Annotated in this window: 19 protein-coding genes; 11 read left to right on the top strand and 8 right to left on the bottom strand. The window is 37.3% G+C overall.

The window, feature by feature from the left end:
• Positions 1-108: 108 nt before the first annotated feature.
• Positions 109-315 (top strand): hypothetical protein, encoded by a 207-nt coding sequence (locus H6G06_RS21290; protein WP_190563780.1) that lies wholly within the window; start codon positions 109-111, stop codon positions 313-315.
• A 98-nt stretch (positions 316-413) separates the two neighbouring features.
• Here H6G06_RS21290 and H6G06_RS21295 read toward each other — a convergent pair whose 3' ends face one another.
• A complete protein-coding gene (locus tag H6G06_RS21295) occupies positions 414-920 on the bottom strand; it encodes a hypothetical protein (RefSeq protein ID WP_190563782.1) in 507 nt (168 codons plus the stop codon).
• A gap of 65 nt (positions 921-985) precedes the next feature.
• On the opposite strand from H6G06_RS21295, the gene H6G06_RS21300 reads away from it, so the two are divergent.
• The 7 genes from H6G06_RS21300 (at position 986) to H6G06_RS21330 (ending at position 9,019) form a co-directional block, all read left to right on the top strand.
• Entirely contained in the window at positions 986-2,107 is a 1,122-nt protein-coding gene (locus H6G06_RS21300) for a type IV toxin-antitoxin system AbiEi family antitoxin (RefSeq protein WP_190563784.1), read from the top strand.
• A 1-nt stretch (position 2,108) separates the two neighbouring features.
• A complete protein-coding gene (locus H6G06_RS21305; RefSeq protein WP_190563786.1) occupies positions 2,109-2,945 on the top strand; it encodes a hypothetical protein in 837 nt (278 codons plus the stop codon).
• Between the two features lie 19 nt (positions 2,946-2,964).
• Positions 2,965-4,101 (top strand): DNA cytosine methyltransferase, encoded by a 1,137-nt coding sequence (locus tag H6G06_RS21310; RefSeq protein ID WP_190563789.1) that lies wholly within the window; start codon positions 2,965-2,967, stop codon positions 4,099-4,101.
• Positions 4,102-4,218: 117 nt separating this feature from the next.
• On the top strand, positions 4,219-4,899 hold the full coding sequence (gene deoC / locus H6G06_RS21315; RefSeq protein ID WP_190563791.1) for a deoxyribose-phosphate aldolase: 681 nt from the start codon (positions 4,219-4,221) through the stop codon (positions 4,897-4,899).
• Positions 4,900-4,985: 86 nt separating this feature from the next.
• Positions 4,986-5,915: a DNA repair protein RecO gene (gene recO, locus H6G06_RS21320; protein WP_190563793.1), complete on the top strand. Its 930-nt coding sequence runs from the start codon at positions 4,986-4,988 to the stop codon at positions 5,913-5,915.
• Positions 5,902-7,548 carry an MFS transporter gene (locus H6G06_RS21325; RefSeq protein ID WP_190563954.1) on the top strand — a complete coding sequence of 549 codons (1,647 nt, stop codon included), beginning with the start codon at positions 5,902-5,904 and terminating at the stop codon, positions 7,546-7,548. The genes recO and H6G06_RS21325 overlap by 14 nt, the downstream gene beginning before the upstream one ends.
• Before the next feature lie 322 nt (positions 7,549-7,870).
• A complete protein-coding gene (locus H6G06_RS21330) occupies positions 7,871-9,019 on the top strand; it encodes a glycosyltransferase family 4 protein (protein WP_190563795.1) in 1,149 nt (382 codons plus the stop codon).
• Positions 9,020-9,388: 369 nt separating this feature from the next.
• Here the strand turns inward: H6G06_RS21330 and H6G06_RS21335 are convergent, their stop codons facing one another.
• A complete protein-coding gene (locus tag H6G06_RS21335) occupies positions 9,389-10,069 on the bottom strand; it encodes a Uma2 family endonuclease (protein WP_190563797.1) in 681 nt (226 codons plus the stop codon).
• 217 nt (positions 10,070-10,286) lie between these two features.
• On the opposite strand from H6G06_RS21335, the gene H6G06_RS21340 reads away from it, so the two are divergent.
• The gene (locus H6G06_RS21340; RefSeq protein ID WP_190563799.1) at positions 10,287-12,128 is read left to right on the top strand and encodes an AAA family ATPase; all 1,842 of its coding nucleotides are present in this window, start codon (positions 10,287-10,289) and stop codon (positions 12,126-12,128) included.
• Positions 12,129-12,282: 154 nt separating this feature from the next.
• Here H6G06_RS21340 and H6G06_RS21345 read toward each other — a convergent pair whose 3' ends face one another.
• Entirely contained in the window at positions 12,283-13,515 is a 1,233-nt protein-coding gene (locus H6G06_RS21345; protein ID WP_190563801.1) for a RuBisCO small subunit-like domain-containing protein, read from the bottom strand.
• A gap of 293 nt (positions 13,516-13,808) precedes the next feature.
• On the opposite strand from H6G06_RS21345, the gene H6G06_RS21350 reads away from it, so the two are divergent.
• Complete coding sequence (locus H6G06_RS21350) at positions 13,809-13,994, top strand: DUF29 family protein (RefSeq protein WP_338422973.1); 186 nt, start codon at positions 13,809-13,811, stop codon at positions 13,992-13,994.
• Here the strand turns inward: H6G06_RS21350 and H6G06_RS21355 are convergent.
• The 4 genes from H6G06_RS21355 to H6G06_RS21370 all read right to left on the bottom strand — a co-directional run bounded on the left by H6G06_RS21355 (position 13,991) and on the right by H6G06_RS21370 (position 17,458).
• On the bottom strand, positions 13,991-14,812 hold the full coding sequence (locus H6G06_RS21355) for a peptidase (RefSeq protein WP_190563803.1): 822 nt from the start codon (positions 14,810-14,812) through the stop codon (positions 13,991-13,993). The genes H6G06_RS21350 and H6G06_RS21355 overlap by 4 nt on opposite strands.
• Positions 14,813-14,818: 6 nt before the next feature.
• A complete protein-coding gene (gene secG / locus H6G06_RS21360) occupies positions 14,819-15,052 on the bottom strand; it encodes a preprotein translocase subunit SecG (protein WP_190563804.1) in 234 nt (77 codons plus the stop codon).
• A gap of 191 nt (positions 15,053-15,243) precedes the next feature.
• On the bottom strand, positions 15,244-16,842 hold the full coding sequence (gene gpmI, locus H6G06_RS21365; RefSeq protein WP_190563806.1) for a 2,3-bisphosphoglycerate-independent phosphoglycerate mutase: 1,599 nt from the start codon (positions 16,840-16,842) through the stop codon (positions 15,244-15,246).
• A 271-nt stretch (positions 16,843-17,113) separates the two neighbouring features.
• Complete coding sequence (locus tag H6G06_RS21370; protein ID WP_190563808.1) at positions 17,114-17,458, bottom strand: hypothetical protein; 345 nt, start codon at positions 17,456-17,458, stop codon at positions 17,114-17,116.
• A 237-nt stretch (positions 17,459-17,695) separates the two neighbouring features.
• On the opposite strand from H6G06_RS21370, the gene H6G06_RS21375 reads away from it, so the two are divergent.
• A complete protein-coding gene (locus H6G06_RS21375) occupies positions 17,696-17,941 on the top strand; it encodes a helix-turn-helix domain-containing protein (RefSeq protein ID WP_242039808.1) in 246 nt (81 codons plus the stop codon).
• 154 nt (positions 17,942-18,095) lie between these two features.
• On the opposite strand, the gene H6G06_RS21380 is transcribed toward H6G06_RS21375, so the two are convergent.
• Positions 18,096-19,790 carry an ABC-F family ATP-binding cassette domain-containing protein gene (locus tag H6G06_RS21380; protein ID WP_190563810.1) on the bottom strand — a complete coding sequence of 565 codons (1,695 nt, stop codon included), beginning with the start codon at positions 19,788-19,790 and terminating at the stop codon, positions 18,096-18,098.
• Positions 19,791-20,061: the final 271 nt, after the last annotated feature.

Consider the following 20,061-nt stretch of genomic DNA (forward strand, 5'->3'; position numbering starts at 1 on the left):
TTTTAAATTTGACAAAATTAAGGCAATTTTGAACATATTAATAAAATTGTAGCAGTTATTATCATAACATCTCTAATTTTCTCAGATGTTTACACTATTTGCACACTCATGACACCTCAAGAATTTTTGGACAATTTAGCTACAGCGGTAACAGATTCAGAAAAATTGATCGTTTTTGCGCGATATATAGATACAACCGCATTAGACCATGCAACAACCCCCAAATGGAGAAGTATTCCTCACAGTACAGAAATTCAGTTTGCACTCAATAACCTTGCTTTTCATTTAGAAGCACTTGCTGAAGAAGGCAATTAATGAAGACAATACTCGATAGGTTATCTTTAGAGATACCTATCAAGTAATAATATATTTTTGGATAAATTCGCGCATCTATTCAGAAAGTTATAAAATAATTAGTTTAACTGACGATAAACTGCAAATAAACAATCATTGTATTGTTTTTCAACTTCAAGATTTGTAAAAGCCCAGGCGACTTTGTAAGGTTTTTGATATTCTCCTAATATATTTATCCGGTGACAAACATTAGGAATTTTGGTCAAATATCTGGGTGCTAAAGGTGCATCACAAACAAATATACCTTTAACTTTGTGTGTCGTACCTGTTATACCTGAGCTATAATTTATCATGATTGCTATATAATATCTATCCTCTGATGTATGGAGGACTTGAACTAAGTCATCATGAGTAATACCAAGTAAATGATCAGGTAATTTCAAGGCTTCGCTGGTGTCTAAAGGTATATTTTGAGTTTTAACCCAATCGAGAATTTCCTGAGATTTTGTCAGTGCTGCGCGTTTGCGGAAACAATATTTAATCTCGACAAATAAATGAGTAATTTGGTATATTATATATAGCGATTTTAAGACAAATCCAGTAAATATTCGTTGTAAGTTAAACATTTTTTCAAATTGCTGTAGGATTCAGATTATTAAATACTCTAATTAAACAATATTTTAAATGTCCTATGCAACCTAAGCATCCTTGGCTACAAAAATGTATACAAAAGCTGGAAGAATTACCCCAGATAGAGACAACAACAACTATAGAACCTTTTTTAGAAAATACTCTTGCAGATGGATTATTAACTATTTATACGCCTCACAGCCAGGTCAAATATATTGTCGAAATTAAAGCTCCCATTACTTTAAACACTGTTGATTCAAACATTAATTATATCAATCATTTGAAGCAAAAACTTAATAATGATCAGAGAACATTGCTAATTACAGACACACTTTCTGATGCAGTTGTGGATTTTTTGCTAGAAAACAATATTGAATTTATTGACACTACAGGTAATATTTACCTTAACAATTCATCACTATATATTTTAGTTAGAGGTAGTTCAACACAAAACAAAAAATCACTATCTGCTCATAAAATTACTACCAGCACCCTAAAAGTTGCTTATGCTATACTTCAAGATCCAATTATTTTACAATATCCTAATTTTGAAGTAATATCACACGTTGCAGGTGTTGACTCTCAGACTGTAAAACTATCAAACGTTGCAGGTGTTGACTTTCAAACTGTAAAACGCAGTCTCGAAACTTTGTATCAACTGAATTATTTGCAGCGTCAACGAAATGGAAGATATAGAATTGAAAATTACACAAAACTTTTAGAAAGATGGGAAATGGGGTATATAGAAAATTTGCGTCCAGAACTTTTAATAGGGACATTTAGCCATAGAGAAAATATAAATATAGATTTTAACGATATATCGAAACAAATACTAGAAATAGCCCAAAATCAAGAAATTATAATTGGAGGAGAATTAGGCGCTGCAATTCTCACAGGTTATTTAAAACCTATCAGCATGACTATTCATATTCCTGAAGAATATAATTATCGTGTGATAACAACTATGTTCCGTCTCAAACCAGATCCCAAGGGTAATATTATCATTTTTAAGCAATTTGGGAATAACAATCAACCTAAATATGACTCATCTGAACCTGTAGCAGACCCGTTACTTATTCATGCAGAATTGTGTTTATATCCAGATGAAAGACTAAAAGAAACAGCTAAACGTCTCTATGAAAAATATATTCTCATCAGACAAAAAATAGCCGAAACCGTATAATATGAGCAAATCACATCCCCAACTTGACTCAGAAACTAAAAAATTTCTCAGAGATTTTAAATCTATCATTGATTCATTAGAAGTTCCTATGCTTTTGATAGGCGCTCAAGCAAGACTGTTAATCTTTGATAGTCAATATAAAGTTCAAGGACGAGCCACAAATGATTGGGATGTGGCGGTAAAATTGGATAATTGGGATAGATATTATCTACTAATAACCACAATGACGACTGGAGAAAATCCTCTATTTAAAACAACCAGAATTCCTCACAAATTTATACATATCGAAACTCAACTAGAAGTTGATATTATTCCTTTTGGGGATATCGGTAAACCAAAACAGGAAATTAACTGGCCTGATGGTAATCAAATGAGCATTTTAGGATTAGAAGAAGCTTTTGTAAATACAGAGATTATAATAATTGACAATGTAGAAATTCGGGTAGCTGATATTGATGCTTTTATCGCTTTGAAAATATTAGCTTGGAATGAGAGAAGAGAAAATAAAGATTTAGAAGATATCATAACAGTATTGCTAAAGTCGGCTAATGAAGAGGATGCACAGCGTGTTTATGATGAATTTATCGACAAAATCATAGAAGGAAGATTTGAAGTAGATGAAGCGGCTATTATTTTTATAGGCAGAAATATTAAAAATAAATTCAAACCTGAAACTCTTAACAAGATTAACGAAATTATAACGCTAATTCTAAATCGCCAAAATAACTATATTCCGCCATTCGTTCCTAAAAATTCAGATGACTGGGATGAAGCTTTTGATAAAATAATTAAACGTTTTGAATCACTGCAATATGGATTAACTGATTTTTCTGAATAATTAGTAGACTAGGTTATTAATGAATGACACTATTTCCATCTTCTCCTTCTTCTCCGGTTCAGGTTTTCTTGACTTAGGCTTTGAAACCACAGGCTATAAAATCGCTTACGTTAACGAAATCTTCCCCCCATTCATGTCCGCATATCGCTATTCACGGGAACTTCTCAAACTCCCATCTCCTGAATATGGATATCATCAAGGAGAAGACGCAGACGTAAGCAAATTAATAGCAGGGACACCAGCACAACGACTAAATGAATTAGTCAAAGATTCCCGTAAATCAAATAATATAATTGGCTTTATTGGTGGTCCACCTTGTCCTGATTTTTCTATCGGTGGCAAAAACAAAGGACATTTAGGCGATAATGGTAAATTATCAGCTTCTTATATTGAATTGATTTGTCAAAACTTACCTGATTTCTTTTTATTTGAAAATGTGAAGGGTTTATGGAGAACTAAAAAACATCGTTTATTTTATGAATCTTTAAAAATTAAACTACAACAAATAGGTTATATTTTAACGGAACGGTTAATTAATTCTATTGAATATGGTGTACCTCAAGATAGAGATAGAATTATTTTAATTGGCTTTAGAAATAATTTCCTCAAAGATATAGGAATAAAAGATGAATTTACCTTTCCTTGGGAAAAATATATTAAACATCCTCAAAATAAAGTATTTGCTTATCCTTGGAATAAATGCGAAACATTTAAAGAAGATTCTATAATTCTTTGTCCTGATAACATTCCTCAAGAATTAACTGTTGAATATTGGTTTAGAAAAAATGATGTGCTAAACCATCCCAACGCAAAACATTATTTTCAACCCAGATCAGGTATCATTAAATTTGCTACTATTGATGAAGGAGATGATTCCAAAAAATCATTTAAACGTCTTCACAGATGGCGTTATTCTCCTACCGCTTGTTATGGAAATAACGAAGTACATTTACATCCCTACAAAATTCGACGTATTTCTGTCGCAGAAGCTTTAGCTATTCAATCTTTACCCGCTAATTTTTCACTTCCAGAAAATATGACACTTACGCATATGTTTAAAACGGTGGGTAATGGTGTTCCCTACTTAGCCGCAAAAGCATTAGCTCAAATTATACTCGATTTTTTTGATACCAACAAAAGACTAACAAAAGACTAGATCCCCGACTTCTTGAAGAAGTCGGGGATCTATAAATTCTCCCATATATGATTTAATATATAAGAAACGTCTTACTTTTTCATAAAGATTAATAATCTATCACTGGTATAATAAACGATGGCAGCAGACTATCCAAACATTGATATTGCGCCATTTATAGATCACTCTCTGCTGTTACCAACTACTACTCCAGAGCAGGTTGAAAAATGGTGTGATGAAGCATACAGGTTTAATTTTGCAACGGTTTGTGTGCATCCCTGTTATGTCAAGCAAGCGGTTGAACTCCTCCACAACAAAAACCCCAAAGTCTGTACTGTTATTGGTTTTCCCACTGGTGGCACGACCTCAACCGTTAAGTTTTATGAAGCTCAAGAAGCGTTGGAAAATGGCGCTTCAGAGTTAGATGTGATGATTAACGTCGGGTGGTTAAAAGCTGGAAAAACAGAGGAAGTTCACCGGGAAATTGCTACAATTTGTGAAGTAGCTGGGCAATGTGTCAAGGTGATTTTAGAAACTAGCCTACTGACAGACCCAGAGAAAAGAATAGCTGCGGAACTAGCTATGGATGCAGGTGCAGCATTCTTAAAAACCAGCACAGGTTGGAATGGTGGCGCTACTGTAGCGGATGTGTCCTTATTAAAGGAAATTGCACGGGAAAGGGTGGGAATTAAAGCATCAGGAGGGATACGCACCCACAATGAAGCCTTAGATTTAATCATGGCTGGTGCTACTAGGTTAGGAACATCTCGCGGCATAGAATTGCTCCGTCAACGCAATAACCCGGAAAAACCTGAATAGTCATTTGTCATTTGTTTTGTGTCAGTTGTTTTGTCACTGACCATTGACTAAATAACTGATGACTAATAACTAATGACGAATAACTAATGAGTAGAACTTACAAAGCAACTGGCATTAATCTTAAAACCCAACCATTGGGAGAGTCAGACAAGATAGTAACAATTTTAACTCAGGAATTCGGTTTGATTCGGGCGATCGCTCCTGGGGCGCGTAAACATAACTCCAGCTTGGGTGGTAGAAGTGGGATGTTCGTAGTTAATGAATTACTCATTTCCCAAGGCAGATCCTCACAGCCATCTACACCAACCCTCGATAGAATTACTCAAGCTGAAACTATAAAAACTTACCCAGGTCTAACTAAAGATTTGGGAAAATTAGCTGCTAGTCAATATTTAGCCGAAATAGTCCTGTGTCAAGCTTTAAGCGAACATCCCCAAGAAGAACTTTATGAGGTAATCAATGAACATCTCCAGCGCCTAGAAGCCTTACCTAAAAGTCAGGGATTGGATGTTGTCGCACATTTGGCACATGGAGTCTTTCACCTCTTAGCTTTAGGAGGACTAGCGCCTCAAGTCCAATTTTGTTGCCTAACCGAGCGTCCGCTAACTCCAGACTTGAAAAACCCCAACTGGCAAGTAGGATTTAGCATTCCTGCTGGGGGAACAATTTGCTTACAAGCATGGGAACAGTTAATAAAAGAAAGGGAAAAACGAAGAAAGGAAGAAAATTCCCCAGTCCCCAGTTCCCAGTCCCCAGTCCCCAATCTTCGCTATCAAACAGTTGTCCATCACCAAGACATACCAAAAATTTCCAGTCGTCTGGGTGCAAAAGAACTAGATATGCTCCAACATTTGTCCCAACCAGAGATAATGCAAATAGATGCAGCCTCAGATTATGGCTGGTTATCTGTTGAGCAGATTTTGCGCCAGTACGCTCAGTACCACCTTGGTCGCCCGATTCGCTCTGCCACGTTGATTGATTCTTATTTTGCCCCCAACCATGATGCAATCGTCTGATTTGGATAGAAAAAACCAGCCTTTATCACCTAGCCAAACTAAAAACAAGAATAGGGTATCAGAAACTAAAACACAGAATCATTTAAATTCTGTTTCCCATCTGAAGCCCGCTCAAATTAATCATCAAGAAATGTCTCTCCAAGATGGTTCTGATGATAAAAAAGGGATAAGGGAAAAAATTTCCGCAACAGATATTCCTCAACCATCACAAGCAACCTCTGGCAGCCCAGTAAAAACTACAGAACTAAATGGCAAAGCTCATAACACTCAAAATATTTTGCCAGTAGCACCTTCAACAGAAACGTTTCCATTAAATGGCTCTGGTTCAGGTGGAGAAAATGTATCCAGCGATGTAGAAAAACAAGGGTTTTTTCCGGTATTAAAAAACCCGAATTTCCTAGCTCTTTGGGCTGGTCAGGTTTTTTGTCAACTGGCTGATAAAGTATATCTTGTGCTAATGATTGCTTTGATTAACAGCGAGTTTCAACAGAGCGATCAAAGCATTAGTGGTTGGGTGTCGGCGTTAATGATGATTTTTACCATTCCGGCTGTGCTTTTTGGTTCTGTTGCTGGTGTTTTTGTAGACCGCTGGTCAAAAAAAGTTGTGCTGGTGGCATCGAATCTCTGGCGCGGTATTCTGGTTTTGACTATTCCTTTCTTACTTTGGTTAACCCATGATTGGCAACCTGTGGGAGTTTTGCCGGTGGGTTTTTTGATGATTTTGGCTGTGACTTTTTTGGTTTCCACACTGACACAGTTTTTTGCACCAGCGGAACAAGCGACTATTCCTTTGGTGGTGGAAGAAAAACATTTACTTTCTGCTAATTCCCTGTACACAACTACGATGATGGCCTCGGTGATTGTCGGTTTTGCTGTTGGAGAACCAGTTTTAGTATTAGCAGATGCAATATGGGCAAAATTTGGTGGTAGTGGGGGACTGGGTAAAGAAATTTTGGTAGGAGGTAGTTATGCGATCGCCGGCATTATTTTATTCCTACTCCAAACTAACGAAAAACCACACCCCCCAGAAACAGAATTTCCTCACGTTTTTTCTGACCTGCGCGACGGTTTGCTTTACCTCAAAGAAAATCATCGCGTCCGCAATGCTCTGTTACAACTAATTATCCTATTTTCTGTCTTTGCTGCTTTAACTGTTCTCGCGGTTCGCATGGCAGAAATTATCCCTAATTTGAAAGCTTCCCAATTTGGCTTTTTACTTGCATCCGGTGGTGTTGGTATCGCAGGTGGAGCGACAATTCTCGGTCAATTTGGTCAACGCTTTTCCTATAGGCAACTTAGTCTGTGGGGTTGTCTGGGCATGGCAGTATCTTTAGTCGGTCTTTCAATCTTCACAACCCAGCTATGGGCAGTACTGCTGTTTTTAACCTTATTAGGTGTCTTTGGCGCTTTGGTGGGTATCCCCATGCAAACTGCTATCCAAACCGAAACACCCCCAGAAATGCGCGGCAAAGTGTTTGGGTTGCAAAATAATGTGATTAATATCGCCCTTTCCCTACCCCTGGCATTAGCAGGTGTAGCTGAAACCTTTATTGGCTTACAGTCAGTGTTTTTGTCCTTGGCTGTTATGGTCTTTTTGGGAGGTATATTCACCTGGTATAATTCCCGTGCCTAGTTATCAGGTTGAAAATCATCAAAAAGTTAATAAAACCAGTGGTTTTCGTGCTAAACTTAAGCCAGCCAAAATTCAGGGAATACTTGCTGGCGATAAAGCAAACACTTGATTAAGTTGTGATTAACTTAGTTAATTAACAACTTACAAGCAACATAAATAAAGCCATAAATTTACTAGTTTGCTTGGGTTATAACTAGGCTCTTTGATGAGGATATGGTAATTATGGATGATGAGCAAAAATCAGCAAGTATAACAGGATAAAAACAGCTAACTATAAAAACCAAATAATTTAAACCTGATTTTCTTCACAGTTAATTAAATAATGCGTATAGCCTGGATTGGAAAAAAATCACCATTTTGCGGTAATGTTACCTACAGTCGAGAAATTACAAACGGATTATTAGACAGGGGACATGATGTAAGTTTTCTCCACTTTGCTCAGGAGGAATCTGAACCAAATAATTGGCCTAATTTTAAAGAAGTTTCCTTACCTTTTATTTATAAATCCCAGGTTTACACTATTCCCACTTTCAAAGCAACTAAGGTTTTAACCGAATCGCTGCGGGAAATTAAACCGGATATAGTTCATGCTTCTTTGACTCTATCAACTCTGGATTTCGTTTTACCAGAAATTTGTCAAGAATTAAATTTACCCCTAATTGCGACTTTCCACACTCCCTTTGCTGGTAAAGGGGCAAAATTAATCTCTGGTACGCAACTTTTGGCTTATCAGTTATACGCACCTTTTTTAGATCACTATGATCGGGTAATTGTCTTTTCCCAAATTCAAAGAGAATTATTAGCAAAAATGGGAGTCAGGGAAGAAAAAATAGCTGTTATTCCTAACGGTGTTGATATTGTTAAATACTCTCCTGGTGTTTCTGATATCAAAAAAGAATTTAATGCAGAACGTTTGTTTGTTTACCAAGGCCGTATTGCTCCCGAAAAAAATGTAGAATCTCTATTACGGGCTTGGAAACAGTCAGATATGGATGTTAATAGCAAGCTACTGATAGTTGGTGATGGTCCGTTGAGAGCATCTTTAGAACCATTTTATGGGTCTGAATATGGGATTATCTGGCTAGGGTTTGTGGCCAGTGAAGAACGCCGCATAGAAATTTTACGGGGTGCAGATGTATTTATTTTACCTTCTTTAGTAGAAGGTCTTTCTCTGTCTTTGTTAGAAGCAATGTCCTGTGGTTTGGCTTGTTTAGCTACTGATGTCGGTGCAGATGGGGAAGTATTGGAAAAAGGCGCTGGTGTAGTTATTAGTACCAGGTCGGTGCGATCGCAACTCAAAACCCTTTTGCCTCTGTTCCAAGATCATCCAGAATTAACAATATTGCTGGGACAAAAAGCGAGAAAGCGGGTCTTAGAACGCTATACTATAAATGATAATATTACTCGGCTGGAAGAACTTTATACTAAGGTTGTAGCACAGCGCCCTTTAACACTCAGTTGGGGTGGTTAGTACAGAAAATATAGGTGTAGGTTGGGTTGATGCAAGGAAACCCAACATTACAGCAGGAGTCAGGAGTCAGGAGTAAAACTGGCTTTGTGTATAGGTTTGAATTTAGATTCTGTACCGTATGGCTACGCCACGCAAGCTATCGGCTGACGCTCACGGAAGCCTCATTGATCTGCAATCTGCTGTATTAAACATAATTATTAAAATTTGTGTTGGGTTACACTATCGCTTAACCCAACCTACATCACTACATTAGGACTTACGCAAGATTGAACTCAAAACCTGATTCTTGCGTAGGGGTAATACCCTTCGGGAAGCAAGCTACATGAATTACCCCTACTTCCGTTCTGTTTTGCGTAAGTCCTGTACATTTTAAATTGTCTCAGGATCAATATTTAATTCTCTCAATTTTGCAGCTAAACGTGCTGCTTTGTGAGCTTCTTGTTCCGCGCTTTCTTCAGGGGTAGGAACTAAATTTCCTTCTGCTGTAAAATACCGCAATAAACCATCATGAATTCCTAAATATAAACCTAACTGATGACTCCAAAGATGTCCTTTTTCATTTGCTGTTAGAGGTTGATATTCTCCATCTAATAAATGAAAACCTGCAAATTCTAATGTATAAGGATCGAACCAAAAATAATCCGGTGTACGGAAAGTATTTTGATAAAGTTCTTTTTTAAATTCTCTATCTGTATTTGCTGTAGTTGGTGAGAGAATTTCTAAAATGAGATTAGGATATTTACCATCTTCTTCCCAAACTACCCAACTTTTACGCGTTTTGCGTTCAGTTCCTGAGACAACAAAAAAATCTGGACCCCGGAAATATTCTGATTTTTTCTGATTGGGACTATAGTAAATAGTCAGATTTCCAGCAGCATAGAAATCATTTCTACCTTTCCACAACCATTTGAGACATTTAATTAAGAGGATAATTTGCTCTAGATGCAGTTCTGTTTCCAAGGGAGGTTCATCACTATATAAATCACCAGGGGGAAAAATCACATCTTGGGAAATGTTTTGTTGAGACTCTAATTCTTGTGCAATGATCATAAAATTGATATGGCATCAAGTTGGAATTTTTTGATATTAACATAAATTTAAGTTAGGGTGACGCTAAAAAGCAAAAAAAATGTGGTTCTTGCACTTTGTTTTAAAAAATGTGAATTAGGCAACTTTTTCAAAATTTTTGCATTGAGAATTTACGTTAGTAAATATTTATGTACTATAATGTTGATTTAGTAAACTTTTTTGGGGTAATAAAACTTTTATGAAGCCAGAGAATACAAACTTGTTTTTTTCAAGACTGCAATCTTTATGGGAAAATGCTCGTACAGCTTTATCTCAAGGAGTTGATGAAGATAATAATAATGCTAGTGCTTCTGGCATATCTAAATTTGTACAAGATACTGTTGAACTTCAAGTTTCTATTAAACCCATGATTAAACAAATAAAATTACCTGAATCTAAAAATACTCAACAAAATACCAATATTTTAGAAACAGAACAAGTGATTGTTGTAGTTGGTGCAAATGGTAGTGGTAAAACTCGATTAGGTACATGGCTTGAGTTTGAGTCTGAAGATGTGGATAAAATCCACCGTATATCAGCACAAAAATCTTTATCAATACCAAGAAATATTAGTCCAAAATCATTAGAGTCAGCAGAATATAATTTGCGCTTGGGTATAAGAAATCAGGATATAGATTATAGAAAATTAACATTTAGGTTTGACAATATAAAGAATCAAGAATTGAGCCATATAACTAAGAAAGAATTTTTACGTGATCTTAAAAAACAAGAACGTTGGGATTCTAAACCTGCTACTTTCTTATTAAATGATTTTCCCGAACTTTTGAACTATTTATTTTCAGATAACTATGAAGCAATACTTAAATTCAAAGAAACATTGAATAAGCATTTTGAAAGAATTGAACCACCAGTTACAAAACTAGATAAAGTAAAAAATATTTGGGAATATTTGCTTCCTCATCGTGAATTGATAATTAAAAGTAGTTGTATAGAAGCAAAAATTAAAGAAGATTATAGTAGTTACCATGCCTCAGAAATGAGTGATGGAGAGAGAGTTATTTTCTATTTGATAGGTCAATGTCTTACTGCTCCTGAAAATGGAATTATTATAATTGATGAACCGGAAATACATTTACATAAATCGATCCAAAGAAAGCTATGGGACTCAGTGGAAAAAGAGAGAAAAGATTGTATTTTTATATATCTCACACATGATCTAGAATTTGCATCTACAAGATTTGGGAGCAAAAAAATCTGTCTGAATAGCTTTGATGGAAATCAATTTGATTGGTATGAAGTTCCAGAAACAGAAGATTTTCCAGAATCCGTTTATTTAGAAGTGATTGGTAGTAGAAGTCCTGTTCTCTTTATAGAAGGAGAAAACTCATCTCACGACTTACAACTTTATAAATATATATACCCTGATTTCACAATAAAGCCATTGTCTTCATGTGAAAAAGTTATCGAAGCAGTAAAAACTTTTAACTCTTTAAATAGTTTACACAATGTTCAGTCATTCGGAATTATTGATAGAGATTATAAGAGTGAAGAACATATCAAAGCTTATGCAAAGCATAGAGTTTATGCACCTGAATTTGCGGAGGTTGAAAATATATTTCTGATTGAAGAAGTGTTATTTGCCGTTGCTGAACAACTTTGTATAACTTCGCCAGAGGATGTAGTTAGTAAAGTTAAAAATTGGGTAATGAATGAATTTAATAGATTGAAAGAAACCTATGCTTTAGAAGCTACTTCTTACCGCATAAACCTTATTCTGAATAGTTTTAATGGTAAGTCTCAATCTTTTGAGAAACTGGAAAAGAGTGTAGAAAATTTGAAAAATACAGTAGATGTTAGAAAAATTTATGAGGAAAATATACAATATGCAGAAGCGGTAATTTCTGAACAAAATTATAATGAGGTGTTAAAAATATTTAATCATAAAGGGTTGCTTGGGCAGGTAGGTAAGTTTTTTGATATTAAACCTAGTGCTTATGCCCAGAAAGTGAAAGATATTATTCAGTGTGGTAATTTAGAGATAGTTCAGTGTATGAGAAAGAAAATGCCAGAACTTAAATAATATCGGTTAGGTTGATGCAAGGAAAGCCAACAAGTATCAAGTTTAATTTAAAAATCACATCCTGAAAATCCTTAAATCCTGGATATCCTGATTCAGACAATAAACATTTGTTGGGTTGCATTATCGCTTAACCCAACCTACTTTTTATCTGTTTTTATTTCCCATTTGGACGCTGAATAATAGTTTCCACCACACGGCGTTTTGCTTTCGGATCAACTCCTACTAAACGCACATACTCACCACTATATTCACCTAAACAAAATTCCAAAGTCGATATCGCATCAGACTCACCATCTATAGGTAAATTACCGCAACTTTGCCATGAACCTGTCCGAAAACGCCGTTCATCAACGTGTTCTAAGCTAATTATGTAACCTTGCGATAAAATCTGACGAACTTGTGCTTGTGTCTCCAATGTTAAATGACTGTTATTTGTGGTTTGATTAATTGTAGGTTGACTAACAGGTGTTTCTGTAACAGTAGGTTTAGATTGATAACCTTTACCTCGATTTAGTCTATTATATTCGTCAACCAAATGAGAAGTTTCCACCCGCTTTTGCTCACCTACCATCAAATGACCAGCTTCAATTAAATGGGATAAACTGAAATCAGGCTTTTTAAACTCTGGTGGTGCTTCTGCACTATTTACCACCCGCATAGAGATTTTTTCAAACCCTACTTTATGAATAAATTCGCGGATTTGTTCATCATAAATGCGGGAACGCACAGCACTAAAAAAGTCAACCGATTGATGAGCAAAAGTATCTAGGAACTGTTCAATTTCCCGTTGTGAAAGTCCATCTTCAGCAAAAATTCCCCCCACAATTCCTACCTTATCATCGCGGTTGGGGTCCCAGTAAAATTTTTCCATTCTTCCATCTCTAATTAATGGTGCGTAAAGAGTAGAAAAATCATTACCTGTAACAATTATTGGTACACGACGAATAGGATTTGAGTCATAACTTCCTGGTAATTGCACATCTGTAGGATTATCAGCAATATTCATCAATGTGGCATTTACCAATTGGGTATTAACTGTATATTGAGTTCCTTCATCAAAGCGTCCTGCACCTGCATCTAAATCATTAATCATCAAGACGCACATTTTACCGCGTACTTTAACTAATTCTGCTGTTTCTCGATAGCGCAGACGAATTAACCGCGCAGGGTCTCCTGCATCTGGACTTTCTAATTCTCCTCCAGATATCAGCGTTGCCTCTATACCCATTTTTTCAAAGGCTAACTCACATTGAAAGGATTTTCCCTCTCCTTTGCGTCCATGAATACCTAGAATTAAGGGAACTCGGATACCAGGAATATTTAAAAAGTTTTTGGTGATGTGAACAGCAAGTTTATCAAGAAACCGAGGGGAGATGTAGTAACCCATAAATTTATCACTATTTATCGCTATGTTTGACCTATTAAGATTATGTTAATTTTTTTTGGTCACGATTTGATATTTTTTTTGTTTTCCCTTCCAGATGCAGAACACAGCGCAAATACGCTATCATATCCCGACTTATTCCAAAAATTAGGGATATTGTTGTTTGCGCTATAATATAGTTATATCATTTTACTTTGAAGATGCACATAATTAAGACAGGTTCAAACTATTGCTATATCTGAATTTTAAGATTTTCAATTCTGTGCAAGCTCAATGAAAATTGATATTACTTTATTATTAGTTTTCGTAATCAAATAAATGAAGATTTAACTGCTAATTTACGCAATCATCTGGATGAGAATTTTAGCTTAATTTATAGCAATGCTTTAGATTATGTCAAAACTAAAACAAATCTCACCACTTTACCTGAATTATGTCCTTATACCTTAGTTCAAGTTTTAGATAAAAACTGGTTGCCTTAATTTTCCACCACTGTCCATCCCAAACTCGTAGACTGTTCATAAACCTTCTTTAAGGTATTCACATCTCGTACAGAAATAGATGCAGGTTTACGAACTTGAGAAAAATAAAGTGCGTCAGTTTGTAATGAACTATGACCCCAAATTCCTAAAGCGTGACCGAGTTCATGACGTGCTGCTGCTTGCAAATATCCCCCTGTTTGACTAGGACTTAACAGAATAGTAAAACGGTGAGATAAGATATTGTTTTTATGATTTTGATTGTATAACTCGTAGGTTGTTAATGCAGAACGCGCACGAGGAATTTTACTACCAGGTTCAATTTGTAAAGGTGGTGCTTTGCAGAAAATTGTAATATCAGCAACTTCCGACTGTTCTACTACCTGTAAAGGTAAATAAACATTCCATTCCTGCACAGATTGTAAAACTTTATTAACCCATAGTTGCGCTTGTTTTTCATTTATTCCTGTGGGTGTTTCTATCTTCACTTTCACTGGAAAACTTGACCAAATTAAATAACCAACTTTAGTAGGTTGAATTTGGTCAAAATAATCGCCACTATTGCTTTTATCTTGCCAATTTTCCAAGCTAGATGGTAAAGGATGAGGTTTTTGGGAGTTAAAGAGAGGAGTCGATAATTGAAAGTTTCTTTCCTGTTCCCTGTTCCCTATTCCCTGTTGCCTGACAACACCATTGACGGGAAAGTTAGTAAAAATAGCTAACAGTCCTGTACTTATGAATAAAGTCAGAACTGCTAGTAATCTCCGCCAAAATAATTTATTTCGGGCTTTGTATATCAGATTTTGGGTGAGTTTACCCATTTTTACTTATTTAGGCAACCAATTAGCACTTAAAACCACTGTTAAACCGAGAAAAATTGCTACTAGCGCCCAAGTCACACGATTTAGAGTGTCTTCTGCGCTTTTGGTGCTGCTAAATAGTTGGGCTTGTCCACCGATCGCACCGATACCATCACCTTTAGGGCTATGTAGTAAAACTAGGACAATTAAACCTAAAGCAGAGAAAGCCCAAATTCCTTGTACGATGCTAGTAACTGTCATACGCAATTAAAAATTCCTAAACATGAAACTGGATATAATTTAAACGTAACACGCCCTATTAAAAATTTGTTTGCTGGTTCTTCTGGTGATTGGTCATTGGGTTATTTATCTTCCTGTTCCCTGTTCCCTATTCCCTATTCCCTCTAGAAAACAGTTAACTGTGAAAAGTTAACTGTTAACTGGAATATGTTTTACAACCCTACTTGTGCAGGAGTGCGCGTAGGTTTCAAGTCATATTCTGCTGCTTTCAGGAGCGATCGCCCTGTCATTTCTGGAGGCTGGGGCAGCTGTAAAATATCCAGAATAGTCGGAGCAATATCCGCTAACTTGCCATCATTTCGCAGATCCACATCTGTACCATATCCAGGTATTTTGACTTTTTCGCCTTCTACCAAGATGAGGGGAACGGGGTTAGTAGTATGCGCCGTCCAAGGATTACCGTTATCGTCTAGCATATACTCAGCATTACCGTGGTCAGCAGTAATAATTGCTGTCCCTCCAGCTTTGCCAATACTATCTATCAGACGACCCAAACAGCGATCCACCGTTTCAATTGCTGTGACTGTAGCTTCTATTTGTCCCGTATGCCCTACCATATCAGGGTTAGCATAGTTCATGACCACGAGGGAGTAAATGCCCTTTTCAATTCCAGCGATCGCTACATCCGTTACCGCTTTTGCTGACATTGCTGGTTCTTTGTCATAGGTGGCCACCATCGGACTACTGACTAGTTCCCGGTCTTCACCATCACAAGGTTCTTCTAGTCCCCCATTAAAGAAATAAGTGACGTGAGCATATTTTTCGGTTTCCGCAGTCCGAAATTGTTTGAGACCATGATTAGCAATCACTTCACCCAGAATATTCGTCAAGTTCTGTGGTGTAAAAGCAACAGACACAGATAAATCTGGGTCATATTGAGTAAATGTCACAAATGACAGCGGTGTAATTTGCTGTCTTTCAAAACCCTGAAAAACAGGACTAACAAAAGCTTGAGTTAATTGTCTGGCGCGGTCGGGGCGGAAATTGAAAAATATCACCCCATCTCCAGGTGCAACTGCGCCAGGAGCAATTCTGACGGGAAGAATAAACTCGTCGGTTACGCCTTCAGAGTAGGATGTTTGCAAGACCTCTAATGCCGTTAATCCATTACCAGCGCCATCTTGAGTCATCACATTGTAGGCACGTTGGACTCGATCCCAACGGTGATCGCGATCCATCGCATAATAACGACCGCTCACAGTGACTATCTGACCTATGTTCACCTGGTCTATGTAGTCTTGCAATCTTTGGATGTATTTAGCGCCATCACTGGGAGGAGTATCACGCCCATCCATAATGGCATGGATACATACTTGTGAAATTCGCTGTTCTTTGGCTATGTCAAGCAGTCCAAATAGATGGGTAATATGCGAATGCACTCCTCCATCAGAACAAAGACCTACTAAATGTAACTTGCCATTAGATGAGCGAACTTCCTGGCAAATTTTGACAAGTGCTGGGTTAGCGGCTAGAGAACCGTCTTCAACCGCATCAGAGATGCGTACCAGTTCTTGGGGAACCACACGCCCAGCGCCAATGTTCAAATGACCAACTTCCGAGTTGCCCATTTGACCTTCTGGCAACCCTACGGCTTTTCCTGATGTGCGAATGAGGGTGTGGGGATAGGCTGCCCATAAACTATCCATGATTGGTGTTTTAGCAGCAGCGATCGCATTTCCTCGCTTATCCTCACAGTAGCCCCATCCATCTAAAATGACTAGCACCACAGGAGCAACAGGTGCTTTGGTCATAGTAAAATTGCCCTTTACTTTTTGTAATATCCGAATGATATCATTACTAACCGCTAGTTGAAGAAAGAAGTTGACGAAGATAGTATTTGCAGGAGTTATAGCTGTTAGAAGTCAGGAGGCAAGAGTCAGGGTAGAGAAATTGAGAATTATTATTAATATTCATTAATAGTTTGAATATCATTAGCCAAGATTAGGAAGTCTAGAATTTGAGGATGTTCACACTTTAGATAAAATTAGTATGCTAATGTAATTATTTTTAAGAATTATTTTTTTACTCTACAGAAATTGATGATACATTTCCACCATTAACCCAACGAAGCCAGATTTCCCAAGCCCGTTTACTCATAAAACCCACACCAGCAGCAGTTAAAAGTATAGCCACCGCACTTAAGACAGCAGCAATAGGAGGATAAATCATACTAATTGTTAACAATACAACTGTATTTGTGCCAACAGCCAGCCCCGCTTGAGCAGTATCAGAAGCAACTTTTTTAATCAACTCATCTTTAGTAATTTTTCCCTCTAAATATAATAGTGAATTTTCCAAAATTGAAAATATTAATTCTACAGATGCGGCTGCAACAGCCCCTTGCACAACGCCTTTAGTGATTTGCATAAGAGGTTGTTTGAAAAGTATTAGATGAAACCAATAATCTTCAGTAACCTAACCCCCCTTTCCCCCTTCCCTACGAGGGAATGGGGGTTTCAAAGCCTCTCCCCGCGTCGGGGAGAGGTTTGGAGAGGGGTTTATTTATACATTCAAAACTTTTAAAACATCCTCTAACATCGGATTTGAACCCAGCACTATTTTGAACTTGTTTAGCTTGCTATAGGACTATACAAGTCTGGTGTAATGAGTCAAGTTACGTTACGCGAATTTGATAGCTTGTGTTTACCTCCAATTGAACCGCTAGAACCTCAACAAATTAAGCAACTTCGTGAATCATTTAATGTAAGCCAATCTGTGTTTGCTGCTATTTTAAACATCAGTTTATCAACTGTTCAAAAATGGGAAATTGGGCAAAAACGACCTACAGGCGCGGCTCTTAAATTACTACACTTAGTCCGTCAAAAAGGTTTGGACAGTTTAATTTATTAATATAACCTGTTCCTGGTGGATATGTTCGTTTAACAGAATATTCTCCACCTTCAGTATCAGATAAAAATTCTATAACTATAGCCGGAACAAATCCCTAACTTTTTCAAGAAATTAGGGATCTGAACTTCTATATGAGTTATCGAAACTCAGTATTTTATTTTCTCTTAGCCCCAGATTTAGCAGCTTTAGCGGCTTTCTTCGCGGCTTTTTCTGCTTCTATAGCTGCTAACTTAGCTTGCTCTTTTTCTTCCTCAATCTTGTTGAGATAGTAATGATAATCTCCCAAATAAACTCGGAATTCACCATCACGAATTTCGACGATTTTATTAGCTATCTGGGAGATAAAATAACGGTCATGGGAAACTACAATCGCTGTACCATCATAGTTTTGCAAGGCTTCTTCCATCATTTCCTTAGCAGGAATATCTAAGTGATTGGTAGGCTCATCCAGAATGAGTAAATTCGCAGGACGTAAAAGCATTTTCGCTAATGCTAAACGAGCTTTTTCTCCACCGCTTAACGCCCCAACTTTTTTAAATACTGTGTCACCAGTAAATAAAAATCTTCCCAACAATGTGCGGACTTCTTCGTTTGTCCAGTCGGGAACTTCATCATGAATTGTTTCCATGACGGTTTTGTTTAAGTCCAAAGCTTCTGCTTGGTTCTGTTCAAAGTAACCAGGGATAACGTTATGATCACCCAGCTTAACAGTACCTTCTGTGGGTGGTTCTGCACCCATAATCATTTTTAACAGTGTAGATTTACCCGCACCATTGGGACCAAGAAATGCAATTCTATCCCCTCTTTCAATCAGCAGATTTGCACCGAGAAAGAGAATTTTATCACCATAAACATGAGTTAATTCTTTGATTTCCACCACTTCCCGTCCACTGCGAGGTGCGGGAGGAAAACGAAAATGCAGTGTTCTTACTCCTGCAATTGGTGCTTCGATTCTTTCAATTTTATCTAATTGCTTCTCTCTGCTTTTCGCTTGGGTACTACGCGTTGCACTAGCACGGAATTTATCTACAAACGCCTGTTGCTTTTCTAATTCTTTCTGCTGGCGTTCAAAGGCGTTAAGTTGTGCTGATTGATTTTCCGCTTTTTGTTGCAGGTAGGATGAATAATTACCAAGGTATGTACTAGAAACGCCACGTTCAGTTTCTACGATTTGTGTGCAGAGTCTGTCTAGAAATTCCCGGTCATGGGAAACTATGACCATTGGAGTGATTAAACCTTTGAGGTAATTTTCTAACCACTCGATGGTTTCTAAGTCTAAGTGGTTTGTCGGTTCATCCAGCAGTAACAAGTCTGGCTTTTGTAGGAGAATTTTACCTAAACTCATCCGCATTTGCCAACCACCAGAGAAAGCACTAACTAAGCGATCGCCATCCTCCACCTGAAACCCCATTTCCGGTAAAATTTTACCAATGCGAGTGTCTAAACTGTAACCATCCAAAGCTTCAAATTTGCGTTGCCAGCGATCCATCTGATGGATCAGTTCATCTAGTTCCTCTGGCGTAGCAGTTTCCATATCTCGATGCACCTGCGCCAAAGCTAACTGTACTTCGTTTGCTTCCTTAAATACTGTCCAAAATTCTTCATTAACTGTGCGTGTCGGATCTACTTCAAACTCTTGGTTAAGGTAGGCTATGTGCAGGCTACTAGGGCGGATAATTTGCCCTGAAGTGGGTTCCATTTCCCCAGAGATGATTTTCAGTTGGGTGGACTTTCCAGCACCGTTAACGCCGACTAAGCCGATGCGATCGCCTGGTTTCACTTCCCAGTTGATATCTTTAAGAACTTCGCCTGTAGGATAAATTTTACTGATATGTTCTAGTCGCAACATGAAGTCTGTCTCAGGTAGGGGATAGGTATTTGGGGAGGAAAAGCTAAAGCCGTCTCTAATCTTAACAAAATTTAACTACAAATTTACATAAAAGAAGGTTTTAGGGCATGGGGAGATCTTCATGGGGGTTTTGCAGTCTGAATTTTCAATTGGGTTAGGTTCAAGGTTTTTCTTTTCCCCCACCCATCAACAAGTATTAGTTACACGAGTAATTATGGCTACATCCCGCCAGTTATCAGGAATCAAACCAAATTCCTCATAGTTGGCGATA

Source organism: Anabaena sphaerica FACHB-251, from assembly GCF_014696825.1.
GTDB lineage: Bacteria > Cyanobacteriota > Cyanobacteriia > Cyanobacteriales > Nostocaceae > RDYJ01.